This is a genomic window from Arthrobacter methylotrophus (assembly GCF_039539965.1).
Lineage (GTDB): Bacteria > Actinomycetota > Actinomycetes > Actinomycetales > Micrococcaceae > Arthrobacter > Arthrobacter methylotrophus.
This window is the reverse complement of sequence record NZ_BAABED010000001.1, coordinates 4,644,746-4,662,266: the sequence shown is the minus strand read 5'-3', so window position 1 is coordinate 4,662,266 and position 17,521 is coordinate 4,644,746. Positions and strand designations below refer to the sequence as shown.

The following is a 17,521-nucleotide window of genomic DNA, read 5'->3' as shown; positions in this document are numbered from 1 at the left end:
CCGCGTTCGATGGTTTATTCAACTAAAACGGATCTCGGCGCCGACTCAAAATATGCCATTCTTGCAGCGTAATATTCCGCAAGGCGCCCGACGCAAGCTGTTCCTCAGTTGAAAATTCGGACACGTTCAGGAGCGGGCAGATCTTCGCTCAGGTACTGGCACCATCCGGCGAGCAGCCAGCTAGGTGGTGGTGCTGCCCGGAGACGGCTCAGTATGAGCCAGTTGGGCGGTCATTTGATCGGTCCAGGCGTCGATGGCGGCCCAATCCCGGAGGTCGCCGAAGCGTCCGCCGCTCAGATGGAACAAGGCGCGGAGCGGCGCCGACATCTGGCTGGGCCGGTAGACACCGGAGAAGACTCTGTGGGCTCGAAGCGGTACTTCTTTGGACAGGACCCGCGCAATCCGTTCCTGTTGGAAGGCGGCCGCGCGCTTGCGGAACGGCTTTGGCAGGGCGTCAGCCATTCCAACGCTGAAAGCCCAGACGGCTCGCTTGGCCAACCCCGGCGCATGACGTCTCAAGAACAGTGATGCCTCGGGCAGCCATGCCTGATTGTGGATGGCACTGCCGATCACTACGGCCTCGTATCCAGTGACGGACTCAATCTCCGCCACGGCTCGGCACTCGACGTCGCCCAGCACCCCCGCCATCCGGGAGGCTACATGTTGAGCCATCTCCTTGGTGGAGCCCAGCGCACTCGCATATGCAACAAGAACCGTCATTTGAAGCCCTCCCTTTTCGTCCTTAGTCTGACGGAAAGTGGTCCGCTGGCACCGTGCCATAGGTCCCGGTGCCAGCGAGAGCTTCAGGATGCGGTTACTTTGCGCCCGGCCACCCGGTGTACGACTCGGCCAGGTACGCCCGGGCATGTCGGGAAGACACGACGGAGTGGAGTTCGCCAAGCTGGCGGGCACGTCCGAAGTCGTCCGAACCGGGAACAGTGTGCAGCATGGAAGTCATCCAGTAGGAGAAGTGCTGAGCCTTCCAAACGCGTTCGAGTGCACGGTCGCTATAGGATTCCAGCAGAGCGGTGGAACCGTTCGAGTAGAAGGACTCCAGGCCTTCGAAGAGCACCTTGACGTCGTGCAGGGCCAAATTGAGACCCTTGGCGCCCGTCGGCGGGACGGTGTGGGCGGCGTCTCCGGCCAGGAACATGTTCCCGTAGCGCATCGGGGTGTGGACGAAGCTGCGGAACGGCAGGACCATCTTTTCGAGGACCGGTCCTTCCTTGAGCTCAAAGCCGTTTCCGTTGACGCGCTTACGGAATTCGGACCAGATGCGCTCATCGTCCCAATCGGCCACGTTTTCCTTGGGATCGCACTGGAAGTACATGCGCTGCACGCTCTCCGTGCGCTGGCTGATCAGCGCGAAGCCGTGCTCCGAATTGGCGTAGATCAGTTCGTCCGAGCTGCGGGGAGCCTGGGCCAGGATGCCGAACCAGGCGAAGGGGTATTCGTGGAAGTACCATTTGCGGTTGGCTTCCGGGATTTGAAAGCGGCAGTGGCTGCGGGAACCGTCGGCGCCCACCAGGAAGTCCGCCTGGATCTCGAATTCCTGGCCCTCGGCGTCGGTGAACCAGACTTTGGGTTTGCCTTCGAGGTCGTGAATGGTGGTGTTCGTGACGCTGTAGCGGACGTCGCCGCCGTCGTCCTTGCGCCGTGCAGCGAGGTCGAGGAAGACATCCGTCTGCGGGTACAGCCAGACCGATTCCCCCACAAGCCCCTTGAAGTCGATCCGGTGGCTTTCGCCGTTGAAGCGCAGTTCGATGCCATCGTGCCTGTCGCCGTCGCGCAGCACGCGGTCGGATACTCCGCTGTCCACGAGCAGGTTCACCGAACCGTGTTCCAGGATGCCTGCGCGAACTGTTTCGGCGATTTCCTGATGGCTGCGGACTTCAATGACGGTGGATTCGATCCCCGACTTCGCCAGCAGGTGGGAAAGCATGAGGCCGGCCGGGCCCGCACCCATGATGGCCACTTGGGTGGTGATGATTTTGCGTGCCATTAGTGTGTTCCTCGCTTCATTGCGGAACCGCGGCTGAAGGGCTGCGGTTGGGATGTCCTGAAGATCAGTGTGACCCGCACCGCAGGGTCGGCGTTAGGCGAATTCCGTTCAACGGAAGCTAGTTTAGAGTTTCCGCTGCTCGTTGAGCTGCTCCTTGAGTTGCCGTCCGATGCCGCGTGCCGCAGTCTGCAGCGCCGGCACCAGCGCCTGCAGTCGCATCTCAGCGAGGGGAACCACGACGCCGAGTGCCGCCACCGTACGCCTCTTGCCATCTACCACCGGCACCGCAATGCCCCAGGTATCCGGGTCCACCACACCGGCGAGCTGGGCGTACCCCTGCTGGGCGGTTTCGGCAAGCAGGTGACGGACGACGTCGGTCGTCACCTTTCCGGCAGGGTCGCCGAATTGCGCGAGGTACTGGGCCTGCAGTTCTCGGGGCTGGTTCGCCATCAGCGCCAGCCCGGCGGAAGAGATGTGGACAGGCATGCGGCCGGCCACCCGGGCCCGGTTGGCCACGGATCCCCGGCGGGACAGCCGCTCCACGAACAGCGCCTCCCACCCGTCGAGCACTGCGAGGTTCACATTCTGGTTCAGGACCTGCTGGATGTCCTCCATGAACGGCAAGGCCGCTTGACGAAGGGCCAGGGTGGGCGAATTCCGGTTGACGAGCTCCCACAAACGCAGTCCCAGGCGGACATGTCCACCTGGGGACAGATCCAGGAGCCCGTGCTCGGCGAGCTGCCGGACCAAACGGTGGGCGCTTGTGAGCGGCAAGCCCGCGGCCCCTGCGAGTTCAGAAAGCTGCAAGGAGGTAGTGCCTTCGGGGAAGGCTTCGATGATCCGGACGATGCGGTCCACCACCGAATCTCCGGATGCCGAGTTCGCCACTGCGCTTCACCACTTCCCACGGATTCCATTGAATGGTGGGCTCCAGTTTACAGCGGTTCTGAGGGATCCACCGTGGCATCTTTGATTTCCCGTCGCGAGATTTCCGTGCCAATGGTGTCGTATTGCGCCCGTAGTTCCGGGGTGCCAAAGGTTGTGGGCTGGTCCAAGAGGCCAAAGACGAAGTCGCTGGCCGCGAAGAGTTCATCATCGGAGTACTTGTCCAGCGGCCCGAATCCTCCGGCATCGATCGAGGCGGAGAAGTCGCCGGTGAGCGCCATGGACTTCGACCCCGCCGCGGCCTCGTTGGAGAGGACGGAAGGCCGCGCCATGAATTCCAGCGAAACCCCGGACCCCGTGGAGTGGCCCCCTTCGGTAGCGCCGCCGTCGATCGCGTTGAGGTCGTTGCGAAGTCCCGCCAAGGCCTGCGATTCAACAAGCGTGGCGTGGGAGAAACCCACCCTGACGTGGGAAGTGATGCCCATTCGCCGGATACGGCGGACGATGTACACGAGTGCGGGGCGGGAATCCTGGTTCAGGCTCCCCCGCACGTCGATCTCGACGGCATCCGTTGAAACATCGAATTTTACGAGGGCGTGCAATTTTCGGTCCATAGGTACTCCAAATAAGGGTGTCTATGGCCGACGGCTCAACCTCAAGAAGGCTATCTCCTGACGCGCGCTTGCACAACCCGCGGCGTTGCCCCGGTCCCGCGCAGCCAAGGCTCATCCGGCCGAGGCACCGAAGACCATTCGGACCTGGTCCAGTCGGCTCCAGGCTCGGCTGATCATGAGCGGCAGCTCAGCGTCCACATCGCTGACGATGCTTTCCACGAGCCACGTCTGGTGGTTGCGCGGCAGCCCGAGCCGGGTGCACACATGGGCCGGAGCAATGTCGACGGTTCCGAACCATTCCGTGCGTTCGGGGGTGAATCCGCTGGCCTCGAAAGCCTCGGCCACCGATTCGAAGACCCTCAGGGCCACGTCCAGGTTCGCAACGGCGCGGGGATTGAACCACTCCTCGAAGAAGCATGCCTCGAATCCATCGATGTACCCGAGCCGCTCCAATCGCAGCGCATCGGTTCCCGGAGGGATCCCGAACCGCGAGCCCACGTCCTCGGGCGCGGGCGAGATCCCCTTGCCGGCGAGGACGGTGCGCGGCTGTGCCCCCGCGGCCCGGACAATGCCATGGAAGGACGGGGCCCGCGACTGCGAGATCGGATAGTCGATCCGCCTGTTGACAAAAGTTCCCGTGCCCTGAACGCGGCGCACCAAGTAGAGGTCCTCGAGCGTCTCAACGGCAGCGCGGGCCGTGGCCCGCGACACCTGGCACTTGACCATGATCTGGTGCTCGCTGGGAATCCGTTGGCCAGCCTGCATCCCCCTCACCGCGATTGCAAGCAGGTCGATTAGCTCGGCGACGGCGGGCTGGGCCATGCCTCTCATCCTAGGTCGGACTCGACCATGGTCAAACCCGGTGCGACGGAGCGGCGCAAGATCGACGGATCGCTCTCGTGACCCGTCAGCAGCCCCGGGAGGGCGTCCAGCGGCAGCGGTCTGGCCACGACAGAGCCCCAGTCAAAGGTCCCGGCCGTCGAGCCGAGGAAATCGATCGCGGCCTGCAGGTGCTCGGGCTCGTAGTTGTGGACGCCGACCACGGTGTGGCGGCCGCGGACCACGGCCTCGGGGTCGAGGGCGATCACGTCGCCCGGCGAGACGCTGCCGGCGAGCACGAGGCAGCCGCCGACGTCGAGCGCTGTCAAGCAGCTGCGGACCCCTTCGGGAGCCCCGGAGAGCTCGACCACGATGTCGAATCCGGCGGTCCCCCCGGCCCGCGTTCCGCCCGGGGCAATGGCCGCGAGGCGCGTTGCCCCGAACCGCGTGGCCAGCTCGCTGCGCTCGGGCGAGGGGTCGCGGACCTCCACAACGGCGGCGCCGCGGGCGTTGGCCACAGCTGCCGCGAACAGCCCGAGCATGCCGGCGCCGTTGACGAGGACCCTCAGCCCGGCCAAGCCACGGGTGCCGCTCCCGGCGTCGGCCGCGTCGAGGCAGGCTACGACCGTCGCCCCGGCACAGGCCGCCACTGCGGCTGCCGCATCGCTGACGGTGTCCGGGACCCGCACGAGGGCCAGTCCCCGGCGCAGGTGGATGTGTGTGGCGTACCCACCTGAGATCGGCCAGCTGCTGTGGAGGGCTTCGTGCCCGGTCTTGAGCAGCTGGCGGCACTTGGCAGTGAGCCCTCGGAGGCACCGGTCGCAGGTTCCGCAGGAGGCGGTGACGCCCCAGACGACGCGGTCTCCGGGCTCCAGCGCCTCGCCTCGGACGTCGACGAGCCCGCCTCCGTGGATCTCGGCCAGTCGCCCGACCGCCTCGTGGCCCAGGATCGAGGGGTGCGCGCCGGCACGCCTGCCGCCCACGGTGTGCCGGTCCGAACCGCAGACGGTGGCGAGGTCGATCGATGCGATGGCCTCGCCGGGCCCCAGCTCCGGGAAGGGGAACGTGCGCAGGCTGAAGTCTCCGCCGCCGTTCCATACCTGCGCCCGCAGCGCCCCAGGCTGGGCACTCATCGGGTGACGCCTGTGCCGGCGAACCGCGCATCGGAGAGCAGGTCGACCACCGAGTCCACTATCGCGTCGTGTGGGTGAGGCGCGAAGTCTTCCCGCGTCATGTGGCCCGTGAGCACGCCGATGCTGAGCACCCCGGCACGGCGCGCGGCGAGCACGTCGGCGGCCGTGTCGCCCGCGGCCGCCACCTGGGCTACATCCTGGATGCCCGTTGCCTCCATGGCCCGGTGGATCATGTACGGCGCGGGACGGCCGGCGGCCACCATGTCCGCGCAAACTACCGCGTCGAGCGTGGCCGAGGGGTCGCCGTCGTGCGCCGTCCACCCTAGGCCGGCGAGCAGCGGGGCGGCTATCTCGGTGGAGAACCCGGTGGTCAGCGCCACCTTGATGCCGCGGGCACGGAGGACCGCCATCGCCTCCGGGACACCCGGCAGCGGCTGCGGCGGGTTGGTGCGGTAGGAATCGCGGAGCGAGTCCAAGAACCAGGCATAAGCGGAGTCGACGACGGCGTCCGTCGGCTCGAGCCCGCCGGCCTGCATGAGGTTCCGGATCGCCCAACGCTTCTCCGTGCCCATCCACTTCTGCAGCTCCGCGGGTGACACCGTGGCGCCCTCGCGCTCGACGGCGGCCCGCAGGGTGCGGTAAACCTCGTCTCGCTCGTCGACTGTGGTCCCCGCGATATCGAAGACGGCAAGGGTGATCATGTGGGGCTCCAAGGGTGTGGGAGTTGGCGCCGAATCCGTCGCCGCCGGTAAATGCAACTGGTCAAAAACCCTAGGGGTGTGCGAACGATGTCCGGCCTCTCAGGGCGAACGGGAGGGTGAACTGCCGGTTAACATAGGCGCCGGTTGTGGGACGTGCGCCCTTGCTCACCGGTTATCGGAAAAGATTCTTAAGTGAAGAACTTGGACCAGAATCACCACACTGACCTCGTCGTCGTCGGCGCCGGCATCCTCGGGTGCGCGCATGCGGTGGAGGCACTCTCGCGCGGCCTGACCGTGCGGATCATCGAGCGGGATTCCGCCGCGGTCGGCGCCTCCGTGCGTAACTTCGGCCACGCCTGCATCACCGCGCAGGCGGCGAGCGAGCTGCCGATGGCGCAGGAGTCGCGCCGGGGCTGGTTGGAGGCCGCGCGCACCATCGGGTTCTGGGCCCCGGAGGCGGGTGCCGTCGTCGTCGCCCGAAGCCGCGAAGAGATGGCGGTCCTCGAGCAGTTCCGCGACGCACGGGGGACCGACGCCGCACAGCTGCTGACGGGCGGGGAGGTACGACGGCGCCTGCACGCCGACGACGCGCGACCGAGCGGCGCGATCCTGGGCGGAGCGTTCCTCCCAGCCGATCTGCGAGTGGACCCCCGCGCGACGGTGGGCGCGATAGCCGCCTGGCTCGAGGCGCAGGACGGCGCCACCATCGCGTGGCGCACGTCGGTGCGCGAGGTGGCCGACGGGATCGTGGAGACCTCACGCGGGACCTTCACGGGTGACCACGTGGTGGTGTGCGCGGGCCACGACGTCGACCACCTGTTCCCGGATGTTGCCGAGCGCTGGGAGATCGTGCGCTGTGCGCTGCAGATGGCCCGCTCGACGGCCCTGCCCGGATACACGCTCGATTCCGCGGTCCTCACCGGCACCTCGATGCTGCGATACGGGGGGTTTTCCGCGATGCCTGCCGCAGAAGCCCTGCGTGAGGAGGTACACCGGGAGACTCCCGAGCTGCTGGACATGGTGGCCAACGTCATGTTCACCCGCCTGTCCGATGGCTCGTTGCTCCTCGGAGACTCGCACGACTACGCCCCGACGAGCCGCCCGTTCATGGATGAGGGTGTCACCGACCGGCTGCTGCAGGAGATCGGCTCGGTCCTCGGGACCACGCCGCGAATCCGGGAACGCTGGCAGGGCGTGTATGCCTCGAGCGCACTGACGAACCTCGTCGCGGAGCGCACCGATCCTCGCACGACGGTCGCGACCGTGACCTCGGGTATCGGGATGACCCTCTCCTTCGGGCTCGCCCGGCACACGCTGGACGGCCTGTAGAGCGCGGTGGAACGGACACCTTTGCAGAGATGTCTAGATGTATGGACCTCATTAAGGTGCTGGTAACCCGCCGGTGGTCCAGTCTTAGGCGCGGCTTCCTACGTTTAGACCCGATGCGCACTAGGACTTGAAGCTCCTCCCAACACACGTGCGCCTGAATCGAAGGGCCAATCCCATGTTCGTCTCCCGCACAAAGCGCTTCGGCGCCGTCGCGACCGTCGTCGCCGCGCTCTCGGCAGTGACAGTCCTCGCAGCTTGCTCCTCCCCCAGCTCCACCCCGGCCAACGCGGCCGCAGGAGCCAGCCAGAGCTCTTGGGCGAAGGCCGAGGGCACCATCGTCATCGGCGCCGTGCCCGACCAAGCCGGCTCTGACTCGAACATCAAGCCGATCGAGGATTACGTCGCCAAGATGACCGGCTACAAGGTCGAGTACTACCCCACCGCCGACTACACCGCCCTGATCGCTGCTGCCGCGGCGGGCAAGGTCGACGTCATGTCCTCCGGCGCCCTGCAATACGTCATGGCCATCAACAAGGGCGCGAACCTCACCCCGGTCGCTGCCCAGATCAACTCGTCGAAGATCAAGGAACCGGGCTACTACTCCGAGGCGATCGTCCCGAAGGACTCTGCTATCACGAGCCTCGCTGACGCCAAGGGCAAGACGGTGTGCTTCGTCGACCCCAACTCGACCTCTGGCTTCTTGTTCGGTCTGTACCAGCTCCACAAGGCAGGCCTTGACGTCACTTCGAACGGCAAGGACGCCTCGGGCAATCCGACGTTCGCCGACTTCAAGGTCCACTTCGCGGGCGCCCACGACAAGTCCGAGCAGACGGTCGCCTCGGGGCAGTGCGATGTTGGCTTCGCAGAGGACAGCATCGCCGAGGCCGGCGCGCAGAAGGGCGAGGTCAAAGTGATCGGCAAGGAGTACGTGCCTGGCGGTCCGTTCTCGATCTCGACCGGGCTGCCGGCCGACGCTCAGAAGAAGCTCACCGACGCGCTGCAGGGAGCCACACCTGACGCCATCAAGACCGCGGGCATCGCCACAACCCCCGGCTTCAACTCCGGCTACTTCGGGGTGCAGGCGAAGACCGCCGACTACTACCAGACAATCAAGGACCTCTGCTCGCAGATCCTCGTCGCGAAGTGCTCGAAGTAGTAGGCACCGATCAAGGAACGCCATCATGAACAGTACGACAGCCTCTCCGGTCATCCGCCTCTCGGGCGTTGCCAAGGACTTCGGCTCGACGCGTGCCCTGAACGGGGTCGAGCTTGTAGTCGAACGTGGGGAGGTCGTCGTACTGCTCGGCCTCTCGGGGTCCGGCAAGTCGACACTGCTCCGTCACCTCGACGGCCTCGAGCTGCCGACGGCCGGGACCGTCGAGGTCCTTGGCCAGGACATCCCCGGGCTTGCGCCCCGGGAACTGCGCCGGTTCCGCGGGCGTGTGGCCATGATCTTCCAGCAGTTCGAGCTCGTGCCGTCCCTGACGGTGCTCGAGAACGTGCTGACGGGCGCGTTGTCCCGGCTCAGGGGACCGCGCCTCGGACTTTGGGCCTACCCGAAGGCCCTCAAAATCGCCGCACTCACTCATCTTGACCGCGTCGGCCTGCTCGAGAAGGCGTACCAGCGCGCCGACCAGCTCTCCGGTGGCCAGCAGCAGCGCGTCGCGATCGCACGGGCCCTCATGCAGCGTCCGGAGATCCTTCTCGCCGACGAGCCGGTAGCAAGCCTGGATCCCGAGTCAAGCGAACAGGTGATGCGCCTCATCCGTGAGATCGCGGCCGACCACGGCCTCACGGTCGTCTGCAGCTTGCACCAAGTGGACCTCGCCCTTGGCTGGGGCGACCGGATCGTCGGCCTGCGCCACGGCCAAGTCGTACTCGACACGCCGACCGCGGGTCTCTCGAAGGAACGGGCCATGGAAATCTACGGCCGGGTGTCCACCTCGACCGCCGAGCTTGACGCGATCGAGAGTGAGCTCAAGGAATCGAGGCTCACCATGGAGGCAGAGGCCTCCGTTGGAGCCTCGCGGCTCACCGTGGGCGGCACCCGATGACGGCCCTCGACCTCGCCTCGACCCCTGTCGAGTCCTCACTGGACATCGCCGACCGTGCCCCTCGTCGCCCCGCCTCGGTGGAGCGGAAGATCGCCACCCTCGTCCTCCTGGCCATGCTGCTCTTCGCGATCTGGTCGCTCGGACAGCTGGACTTCTCGTGGGCCCACGTCGCCACGAGCTGGACCAACGCCGAGAAGGTCTTCTCGCGCATGGACCCGATCAGCCTGCCCGGGCCGACAGACCTGTTTTCGTTGATCGGGATTACGGTCGGCATCGTGGTGCTCGGCACGCTCGTCGCGGCCCTCATTTCCGTCCCGGTGGCTCTGATGGCCGCGCAGAATACGGCGCCGTCGCGCTGGCTCCGCTGGCTCGGACGCGCGATCGGCGTCGTGACCCGCGCCGTGCCCGACGTCGTCCTCGCCTTGGCCTTCGCCCTCACCTTCGCGCTCGGCAGCCCACTGCCTGGCGTGCTCGCCCTCGGCATCCACTCGATCGGCATGATCTCGAAGCTCTTCGCCGACGCGATCGAGCAGTCCGACGACGGACCTCGCCTCGCGATCCGCGCAGCCGGCGGCTCGCGCGCCCAGGAATTCTGGTCCGGAGCCTTCCCCCAGGTGCTGCCCTCGTGGATCGCAACGGCCCTGCACCGCTTCGACATCAACCTGCGCGGCTCGGCGATCCTTGGCTATGCCGGGGTGGGCGGTCTCGGCTACGCCATGAAGGTCGCGTTCGCGGATTTCCCCACAGGCTACGGCCGTGGCCTCGGGATCGCGTGCGTCATCTTCGTGATGTGCGTCGTCCTCGAGATCGTCTCCTCCACCATCCGCCGCAACCTCCTCGGGGTGCAGCCCTCCGGCAGGGGCCTCGGTGACCGGATCGTCCGGACGACCACAAGGAACCGGCCCGCACCTGCCCCCAGGATGTCCGGGGCGTCAGCCACGGTCGATGTGCATCAGATGCTGCATCGCCCGTGGACCCGTGAACGCACCCGCGACACCGGGTGGGCCGTTGTCGCTGTGGTCGTGGTCATCGCCGCGTGGTTCATGTCGGGCATCGACTTCTCCCAGGTGCAGTGGCAGTTCGTCCCGCGCACCATCGAGAGCTTTTGGCCGCCGTCGCTGGGCTCGTACGCGTTCGGCGACTTCGCCGAGGCATTGCTCATCACCATCCAGGTGGCCTTCGCCGCAGCACTTCTCTCCCTTGTGTTCTCGCTCATCTTCGGCTCGCTCGCCGCCCGCAATGTTGCTCCGAGCGGACCCGTGCGGAACACCTTTCGGGTCATCCTCGTCGTGTTCCGGGGGGTCCCCGAGCTCGTGCTGGCGATCTTCCTCATCATGGTGACGGGCCTCGGAAACCAGGCCGGCGCCGTCGCCCTCGCCTTCGGTGGGATCGGTCTGCTCGGGAAGCTCATCGCGGACTCGTTCGAAGAGGTCCCCAACGGTCCGGAGCGCGCGCTCACCGCTGCGGGGGCAACGCGGTCGCAGCGCTATCTCGCCGCGACGTGGCCGCAGGGGCTGCCGTCGCTGATCGGCAACTCGCTGTACCTCGTCGACACCAACATCCGCGCGGCCACGATCCTGGGGATCGTCGGCGGAAGCGGGATCGGGTTCTACCTCACAAACGCCTCGACTGTCCTCACGCTGCACGGCCAAGTGACCACGCTGGTGTTCATGGTGGTCGTTGCGGTACTCGCTGTCGAGGGCGTCGCGGCCTGGATGCGCCGCGTGTTCGCCTGAACACCGCTCGCCCGCAAGCCCATCGGCTGCCGGGCAGCTCAGTTGAAACGCGGACCGAAAGCTATCGCATCCGAATCATGGGTAGTTACGGTGGCTCCATGAGGGACAGGATGCTTCCGATCATATGCGGGACGACAGAGTTCCATGACGCCCTCGCCCACTACGAGACGGAAGGCTGGCGCCGTGCGGAAACTGATCTACGGCATGAATCTGACCCTGGACGGCTACATCGCCGCGGCTGGCGACGACATCGGCTGGAGCGGGCCGAGCGAGGAACTGTTCCAGTGGTGGCTCGATCAGGAGCGGGCTAGCAGCCTGTCGCTGTACGGCCGGAAGCTCTGGGAGACCATGAGCTCCTACTGGCCCACCGGCGACCAGCAGCCCAACGCCACCCCGGCGGAGGTCGAGTTCGCGCGGAACTGGCGGGACACGCCAAAGGTGGTGTTCTCCTCGACGATCAAGAAGGTCGGTTGGAACACCCGACTGGTCACGGGCGACGCGGTCGCCGAGATCACCCGGCTCAAGGCCGGGGACGGCGGCCCGGTGAGCGTCGGCGGGGCAACGCTCGCCGGGGCGGCCATGCGGGCCGGGCTGATCGACGAGTATGCGATCGTTACCCATCCGGTCCTGGTGGGCGGCGGCACTCCGTTCTTCACCTCGCTGGACAGCTGGGTGAACCTGAACCTGGTGGAGACGCGGACGTTTCCCGGCGGCGTGGTCCTGACCAGGTACGAGACGAGGCGCTGAGCGCGATTCCACCAGCAGGCAGCTCTGCCTGTAAGTCGAACCCTCAGCGGGAGGGAGAAGTTTTCACTCGCCAGTCGGCTCCTCGTCGTTGGCGACAGCCTCGATCCAATCCACAGCCGCGTCGGAAAGCTGGGGACCGTCTGCTGATTCGGCAGCCCACCACTCAGAATCGGTGGTGCCGCCCGTAACCGCCATGATGTCGGCGATTACATTCGGCCGCAGCGGCTCGCCGTTGTGCTCAATGAGCCAGTCGCGCGTTTCCGCACCGACCAGAGGCCACCACTCGAGGATCTTCATCAACGCAGTATTGCACGAGCATGGAGAGGCCCGACACCGGGCGGGCCTCTGCATGCGCTCCGGGGCTGTCAGACGCCGTAGACCATTGAGCGATGCCCCATCGCCACGGCGACGATGCATTATCGGCGTTTTCGCACTTCTCGCGATTATGTACATTTCGGCGCGCATGGCCTAATATTGAGCAATGAGCGAGATGACAGTGACTGACGCGCGGAGCCGGCTTTCCGAGGCGGTCGATACCGCGCGCGTGAGCCACGAACCGGTGTATTTGCTGCGCCGGGGCCGCCGCGTAGCCGCGTTGATCGACGCCGAGGATCTCGCCACGCTGATCGAGGCGGCCGAGGATTTGGAGGATCTCCGGGCAGCGAACGCGGCCCGGACGGAAATGGCGGAGACCGGCGACAGCCCGGTGCCGTGGGAGGAAGTCAAAGCGGAGCTGGGCCTGGCGTGAGCTATTCCGTGCAGGTCGCGCCGGCCGCCGTCCGGCAGTTGCGCAAGCTCCCGCCGGACGCTCGCAGGCGCATTCAGGCTGCGATCGAGCTCCTGGCCGAAACGCCGCGTCCGCCGGGAGCAAAGAAGCTCTCCGGCAGCAGCGGTGACTGGCGTGTCCGCACCGGCGATTACCGGATCATCTATGAGATCCGGGACGCACAACTGATCGTCTTGGTGCTCGCCATGGGACACCGGCGGGACATCTACCAGCACTAGATGCGGGGGATCCCCCACCGCCCGGCATGTCAGGATTCGGACTGCCCAGGACCTGTCGGCGAGGGCACGGTTCACCGCTTCGATATCCAGCCCGCCGGGATCGTAAGGTTCGTCGGTGCCCATAACCCCGGCGACCCATTCCGACACTTCGACGTGATCCGAGCCGGCAGAGTCGGGGAGGACATCCAGAATCTCCCTGTACCCCGGCAAGCCTCCCGAATCTTCGAGCCGGCCGCGGCGATCAGCCGCGCGGGAGGATCGGTTTCGTTCCGGGGCCGACGGGTGACAACTTCAAGCCGGTGAAGCCAGCTGTCACCGAAGTCTTCGTAGAACGCGCCCCCTGATCCCGCAGCAAAAGACCCGTTCAGCGAACAATCCCCCTCGGCCAGCGGCATTCGGGTCCAAGGTCGTCGTCTTGGACGAGCCGACGGCGGCCCTGGGCGTGCGCGAATCGAACCAGGTCCTCCAACTGGTCCGCGACCTGCGCGACCGCGGCCTGCCCGTCATCCTGATCAGCCACAGCATGCCGCACGTGTTCGACGTCGCCGACCGGATCCACATCCAGCGCCTGGGCAAGTGCGTGGCCACCATCAACCCGCAGTCCCACAGCATGACCGACGCCGTCGCCATCATGACAGGAGCCGCAAAGGCCTGATAGGCACCCGGCACCGCGCTCCACCGGAGCTCCCTCCTCCGTCCCGTTCTCCTTGGCAGCCACACCGAGGCAACGACGATCTTCGAGGACCTGCTCCCGCTCACGGACGTCGTCAAACTCAGCGACGAAGATGCACACTGGCTCTACCCCGGATGGTCCCCGGACGACGTGGCCTCCCACTAGCTGCACCATGGCGCGCGCCTGGCCATCATCACCAAGGGCGCCGACGGTGCCCTGCTCGCTACACCAGCCGCCCGGACCAGACGGGCCCACCGCACGGTCACGCGGCTCCGGAGACACCGGACCCAGGTCAAGGCGGGTGTTCATGTCGAGGGGGAATCGTCCGTAGGGGTTGATATGAGTCCAGAACAAGGGCGTCAGACCCCTGCGGTCTTCTGGCTCGAGCAATTCATTGAACTCCGGGACCTCGAGCACGGTTTGCAGCATGAACGTGTTGACCACGCCCGCCCGCGCCTTCCGGGATTTCTGCCTGCAGCGGACATTCCGTGCAGACGGCTTCGGAAGCTGACTGCTGGATACACCGAACCCGGCGGAAAACCCGGCGGGGTTCAGACGAGCTGTTGCGCCTTCATGATGGCCCGCAGCAAGCGGTCGCCGCCTTCGGCGACGGTTCCGTCGTTGCGGATCTCGACGTCTACGGGATGATCGGGCGCTGGGTCAGTGCGTGAAAGGCGCTGGACGACGTCGTGCACCGCCTCGCGGCCGCGGCCAAGCAGGCGTTCTGCACGAACGTCGTCGGAGACAGTCACGCGGACCACGACGAGCCCCGGATAGCGCGCGGCGAGAACGCCGAGCACGCCACGCGAGACGTTGGCGACGACTGTGCGGCCGGATCGAATCTCGTCGTCAACGGCTGCCGGAATGCCATAACCGAGCCCGTGGGCCCGCCACGAGACGGCGAAGTCGCCGCAAGCGCACCCAGCCGCGAACCCTGCCTCGTCGATCGGCTCATGGTCCTCGCCCGCTCCCTCCGGTCGGGTGATGACGCGCCGGGGGAAGTGCACCGCGGCCTCGTCGAGCCGCTCGCGGGCGTAGGAGATGAGCGCGTCCTTTCCGACGCCGCTCGCGCCGACGATGGCGAGGAAGGCTCCCGGGCCGGTGGTCGTCGACGCCGCCGGCTGAGCATGGTCCATTGCACCCATCGCGTCAGGAGACCCGGACTCCGCTGCGCCACACGGCTCGCACCACGGGGACGCGGTGGCCGCGCGGACGATTCGGACTGGCCGGCAAGTCATGAGCGTGGACGCGCACCAGGTCAGCGCGGCGGCCGGCCTCGATGACGCCGCGGTCCTCGAGGCCCGCGACGCGCGCCGGGTTGCTCGCGACGAGCTTGGCACCCTCGTGCAGCGGAAGCACCCCCTCGGATTCAAGGAGGAAGACGGCCTGGAGCGGGCTCGCGGGCACGTAATCGGAGGAGAGGATGTCAAGCAGGCCTGCCTCAAGCAGCTCGCTGGCCGCAACGTTGCCGGACTGCGAGCCGCCGCGCATGATGTTCGGCGCGCCCATGACGATCAGCTGACCGTGCTCGCGAGCCGCCTGGGCAGCGAGGCGCGTCGTGGGGAACTCGGAGATGAGCACGCCGAAGCCCGCGGATTCCTCGACGTGCTCAAGGGTTGCGTCATCGTGCGCGGCGAGGGCAATGCCGCGCTCGAGGGCGAGCCGGGCGATCTTGGCCCGGTTCGGCACGGAGTGGACTTCTGCGACCTTCTTGAGCTCGTCGACGAATGGCAGGAATGCGTCGTTCGATACCCTGCCTTTGCCGACCATGTAGGTTCGGAATGCCTCGACGTCGGCGTACTGGCGCTGCCCCGGGGTGTGGTCCATGAGGGACACGAGGCGGATGTCGGAGATCTTGTCGAGCGCCTCGAACTCGCTGACCGTGCCGGGAGCGGCGACCTCGCAGCGGACGTGGATGAAATGCTCGGCCCGGGTCAGCTCCGCGGCCGCGGCGTAGGTGATCGCCGCGGCGATCTCAGCCGCGAGGGCCGTGCCGTCGTTCTCCCGCCCGGTCATCGAACCGATCCGGACGGCGTCGAAGACGGTGGTCACCCCGGCCCCGCTGACCTGTGCGTCATGTGCGAGCACTGCGGGGACCGGGTCCCAGCGTGTGCCGGGTCGCGGCTGGACATGCGCCTCAAGGTGATCTGTGTGGAGCTCCACGAGCCCCGGGAGGAGGTAGTCGCCGTCGAGATCCTCGCCCGAGGGCGTGGTTCTCGAACTGAGGTCGGCGATTGCACCGTCGCGGATGAGTACGGAGCCATGCACCACCTCTCCGGCAAGCACGAGGCGGGCGTTGCTGAGGACGGTTTCGTGGCTCATGCGTTTCCTTCTGCCATGACGTCGGGGCGGTGCAGGTCGGGGAGGAGCGGGTCGATGGCCCCGCGCAGCGGATGCACCGAATGGAGCATGAACGGCTCGCCGGGCGCGAGCTCGGTAAAAAGAGCCAGGGTGTCGAGCTGGATCGTCCGGCCCAGGCTGTCTGCGAACCAACGTCGCAGGACCGCGTCGACCTCACCCTGGCGTCGGAGCTCGATGCGGTCGGTGAGCGTGAGGTGGAAGCGGAAGTCGTCGAGCACGTATGGGTAGCCCCAGCGCTCAAGCGCCTCGCGCTGCCGGCCACTGAGGGCGCCCGGTTTTCGGCGGGCGGTCTCCGCCGCGTCCGGCGGGGCACGGAATCCGTCGAACTCCTGCACGAGCTCGGCCGCAAGCGCGTTGAGTGGCTCGGCCGGGGCGCCGGGGACGAGGGCGAAGAAGCTCCCGATCCGGCTCAGGGCCAGCTCGGGGAGGACCACGGGAGGATGCCCGGTGGCGAACCGGGCGAGGGCGGCGTCGATTTCTCCAAGCGTGCGCCCTTCCGCCAGGCGGAAGGGCGCCTTGAACGTGCCGTGGAAACCGTAGCGGCGTGCATCGGCCGTGATCTCATCCACGGCGCCCCGCGTCCACCCCTCGGGCGAGGACGCGGTGACCGGGAAGCCTGCTACGCTACGGCCGAGCCACAACTCCGCCCGGCGGCGCAATTGCCCACCGTCGACGTCGGTCGGGGACGTTCCGGGAGCCGCATAGATGGCGACCCGCCCGCTCATGCCATCGCCGCCGGGACCGGTGCGAACGCCTGGACGTCGATCACGCGGTCCGCGACCCGTTCGCGCACCGCGGTGTCATGGAAGATCCCGAGCATCGCTACTCCGCGGGCGCGCTTCTCGGCGATCAGCTCCACCACGACATCGCTGTTGTGCGCGTCGAGCGAGGCGGTCGGCTCGTCGAGCAGCAGCAGCGGCAGCTCGGGGATGAAGCCGCGGGCGATGTTGACGCGCTGCTGCTCGCCGCCTGAGAACGTCGCGGGTGGGAGGGACCATAGCCGCTCGGGGATCGCGAGACGCGTGAGGAGTGCGGCAGCGCGGTCGAGCGCCTCCTCGGAGCCCACGCCGCGCTCCGTGAGCGGCTCGGCCACGATCTGGATGGCCGGGACGCGTGGCACGCAGCGGAGGAATTGGCTCACGTAGCCCATGGCGTCACGGCGCGCGGCGAGAACCCGACGCGGGTCCGCGGCTGCGATGTCGACCGGGCCGCCGTACGCCGGGTGGCCGGTGGTGATGACCACGCTCCCGGTGTCGACGGCGTAGTTCCCGTAGACCATCTTCAGGATCGAGCTCTTCCCGGCGCCGGAGGTTCCGCCGAGCACGACGCACTCCCCGGGGTCCACCGTGAAGCTCAGGCCGCGCAGCACGGCGATCTGCTTTCCGCCTTGGAGGTGCATAGTGAAGGTTTTGCCTACGCCCGCGACGGCGAGGGTCGGCTCTGGGGGGCTGATGCGTGTCAC

General features: G+C 67.0%; 20 protein-coding genes and 1 pseudogene. 9 read left to right on the top strand and 12 right to left on the bottom strand.

What is annotated here, in order from left to right:
* Nucleotides 1-180: 180 nt before the first annotated feature.
* The 7 genes from ABD884_RS24020 to ABD884_RS23990 form a co-directional block, all read right to left on the bottom strand.
* The gene (locus ABD884_RS24020) at nt 181-720 is read right to left on the bottom strand and encodes a flavodoxin domain-containing protein (protein WP_345053344.1); all 540 of its coding nucleotides are present in this window, start codon (nt 718-720) and stop codon (nt 181-183) included.
* Nucleotides 721-814: 94 nt separating this feature from the next.
* Entirely contained in the window at nt 815-2,002 is a 1,188-nt protein-coding gene (locus ABD884_RS24015; RefSeq protein ID WP_345053340.1) for a 4-hydroxybenzoate 3-monooxygenase, read from the bottom strand.
* Nucleotides 2,003-2,125: 123 nt separating this feature from the next.
* The gene (locus tag ABD884_RS24010) at nt 2,126-2,890 is read right to left on the bottom strand and encodes an IclR family transcriptional regulator (protein WP_345053334.1); all 765 of its coding nucleotides are present in this window, start codon (nt 2,888-2,890) and stop codon (nt 2,126-2,128) included.
* A 47-nt stretch (nt 2,891-2,937) separates the two neighbouring features.
* Nucleotides 2,938-3,501: a hypothetical protein gene (locus ABD884_RS24005; protein ID WP_345053327.1), complete on the bottom strand. Its 564-nt coding sequence runs from the start codon at nt 3,499-3,501 to the stop codon at nt 2,938-2,940.
* A 111-nt stretch (nt 3,502-3,612) separates the two neighbouring features.
* Nucleotides 3,613-4,323, bottom strand: a complete 711-nt coding sequence (locus ABD884_RS24000) for a GntR family transcriptional regulator (protein WP_345053324.1) — start codon at nt 4,321-4,323, stop codon at nt 3,613-3,615.
* 5 nt (nt 4,324-4,328) lie between these two features.
* On the bottom strand, nt 4,329-5,453 hold the full coding sequence (locus ABD884_RS23995; protein ID WP_345053317.1) for a zinc-binding dehydrogenase: 1,125 nt from the start codon (nt 5,451-5,453) through the stop codon (nt 4,329-4,331).
* A complete protein-coding gene (locus ABD884_RS23990) occupies nt 5,450-6,154 on the bottom strand; it encodes a phosphonatase-like hydrolase (protein ID WP_345053312.1) in 705 nt (234 codons plus the stop codon). Before ABD884_RS23990 ends, ABD884_RS23995 begins: the two co-directional genes overlap by 4 nt.
* A gap of 192 nt (nt 6,155-6,346) precedes the next feature.
* On the opposite strand from ABD884_RS23990, the gene ABD884_RS23985 reads away from it, so the two are divergent.
* The 5 genes from ABD884_RS23985 to ABD884_RS23965 all read left to right on the top strand — a co-directional run bounded on the left by ABD884_RS23985 (nt 6,347) and on the right by ABD884_RS23965 (nt 12,020).
* The gene (locus tag ABD884_RS23985) at nt 6,347-7,483 is read left to right on the top strand and encodes a TIGR03364 family FAD-dependent oxidoreductase (RefSeq protein ID WP_345053308.1); all 1,137 of its coding nucleotides are present in this window, start codon (nt 6,347-6,349) and stop codon (nt 7,481-7,483) included.
* Nucleotides 7,484-7,658: 175 nt separating this feature from the next.
* Nucleotides 7,659-8,639, top strand: coding sequence for a phosphate/phosphite/phosphonate ABC transporter substrate-binding protein (locus ABD884_RS23980; protein WP_345053303.1), 981 nt, complete (start codon nt 7,659-7,661; stop codon nt 8,637-8,639).
* Nucleotides 8,640-8,664: 25 nt separating this feature from the next.
* Complete coding sequence (phnC, locus tag ABD884_RS23975) at nt 8,665-9,537, top strand: phosphonate ABC transporter ATP-binding protein (RefSeq protein ID WP_345053300.1); 873 nt, start codon at nt 8,665-8,667, stop codon at nt 9,535-9,537.
* Nucleotides 9,534-11,273, top strand: a complete 1,740-nt coding sequence (locus ABD884_RS23970) for a PhnE/PtxC family ABC transporter permease (RefSeq protein ID WP_345053296.1) — start codon at nt 9,534-9,536, stop codon at nt 11,271-11,273. Before phnC ends, ABD884_RS23970 begins: the two co-directional genes overlap by 4 nt.
* A 183-nt stretch (nt 11,274-11,456) precedes the next feature.
* A complete protein-coding gene (locus ABD884_RS23965; RefSeq protein ID WP_345053293.1) occupies nt 11,457-12,020 on the top strand; it encodes a dihydrofolate reductase family protein in 564 nt (187 codons plus the stop codon).
* A gap of 63 nt (nt 12,021-12,083) precedes the next feature.
* Here the strand turns inward: ABD884_RS23965 and ABD884_RS23960 are convergent, their stop codons facing one another.
* The gene (locus ABD884_RS23960; RefSeq protein WP_345053290.1) at nt 12,084-12,317 is read right to left on the bottom strand and encodes a hypothetical protein; all 234 of its coding nucleotides are present in this window, start codon (nt 12,315-12,317) and stop codon (nt 12,084-12,086) included.
* A gap of 184 nt (nt 12,318-12,501) precedes the next feature.
* Between ABD884_RS23960 and ABD884_RS23955 the strand changes: the two genes are divergently transcribed.
* The 4 genes and pseudogenes from ABD884_RS23955 to ABD884_RS23940 form a co-directional block, all read left to right on the top strand.
* Nucleotides 12,502-12,768 carry a type II toxin-antitoxin system Phd/YefM family antitoxin gene (locus ABD884_RS23955; protein ID WP_345053287.1) on the top strand — a complete coding sequence of 89 codons (267 nt, stop codon included), beginning with the start codon at nt 12,502-12,504 and terminating at the stop codon, nt 12,766-12,768.
* Entirely contained in the window at nt 12,765-13,025 is a 261-nt protein-coding gene (locus ABD884_RS23950) for a type II toxin-antitoxin system RelE family toxin (protein WP_345053282.1), read from the top strand. Before ABD884_RS23955 ends, ABD884_RS23950 begins: the two co-directional genes overlap by 4 nt.
* Nucleotides 13,026-13,328 (top strand): hypothetical protein, encoded by a 303-nt coding sequence (locus ABD884_RS23945; RefSeq protein ID WP_345053277.1) that lies wholly within the window; start codon nt 13,026-13,028, stop codon nt 13,326-13,328. It abuts the gene before it with no gap.
* 79 nt (nt 13,329-13,407) lie between these two features.
* Nucleotides 13,408-13,680, top strand: a pseudogene (locus ABD884_RS23940) (P-loop NTPase family protein); the annotation flags it as partial.
* Between the two features lie 569 nt (nt 13,681-14,249).
* Here ABD884_RS23940 and phnN read toward each other — a convergent pair.
* Genes phnN through phnL form a run of 4 tightly spaced genes read right to left on the bottom strand, consistent with a single transcriptional unit; the run spans nt 14,250 to nt 17,521 of the window.
* The gene (phnN, locus tag ABD884_RS23935) at nt 14,250-14,834 is read right to left on the bottom strand and encodes a phosphonate metabolism protein/1,5-bisphosphokinase (PRPP-forming) PhnN (protein ID WP_345053273.1); all 585 of its coding nucleotides are present in this window, start codon (nt 14,832-14,834) and stop codon (nt 14,250-14,252) included.
* 13 nt (nt 14,835-14,847) lie between these two features.
* Entirely contained in the window at nt 14,848-16,020 is a 1,173-nt protein-coding gene (locus ABD884_RS23930) for an alpha-D-ribose 1-methylphosphonate 5-triphosphate diphosphatase (protein WP_345053268.1), read from the bottom strand.
* The gene (locus ABD884_RS23925; RefSeq protein WP_345053264.1) at nt 16,017-16,784 is read right to left on the bottom strand and encodes a DUF1045 domain-containing protein; all 768 of its coding nucleotides are present in this window, start codon (nt 16,782-16,784) and stop codon (nt 16,017-16,019) included. Before ABD884_RS23925 ends, ABD884_RS23930 begins: the two co-directional genes overlap by 4 nt.
* A complete protein-coding gene (gene phnL, locus ABD884_RS23920; protein ID WP_345053262.1) occupies nt 16,781-17,521 on the bottom strand; it encodes a phosphonate C-P lyase system protein PhnL in 741 nt (246 codons plus the stop codon). Before phnL ends, ABD884_RS23925 begins: the two co-directional genes overlap by 4 nt.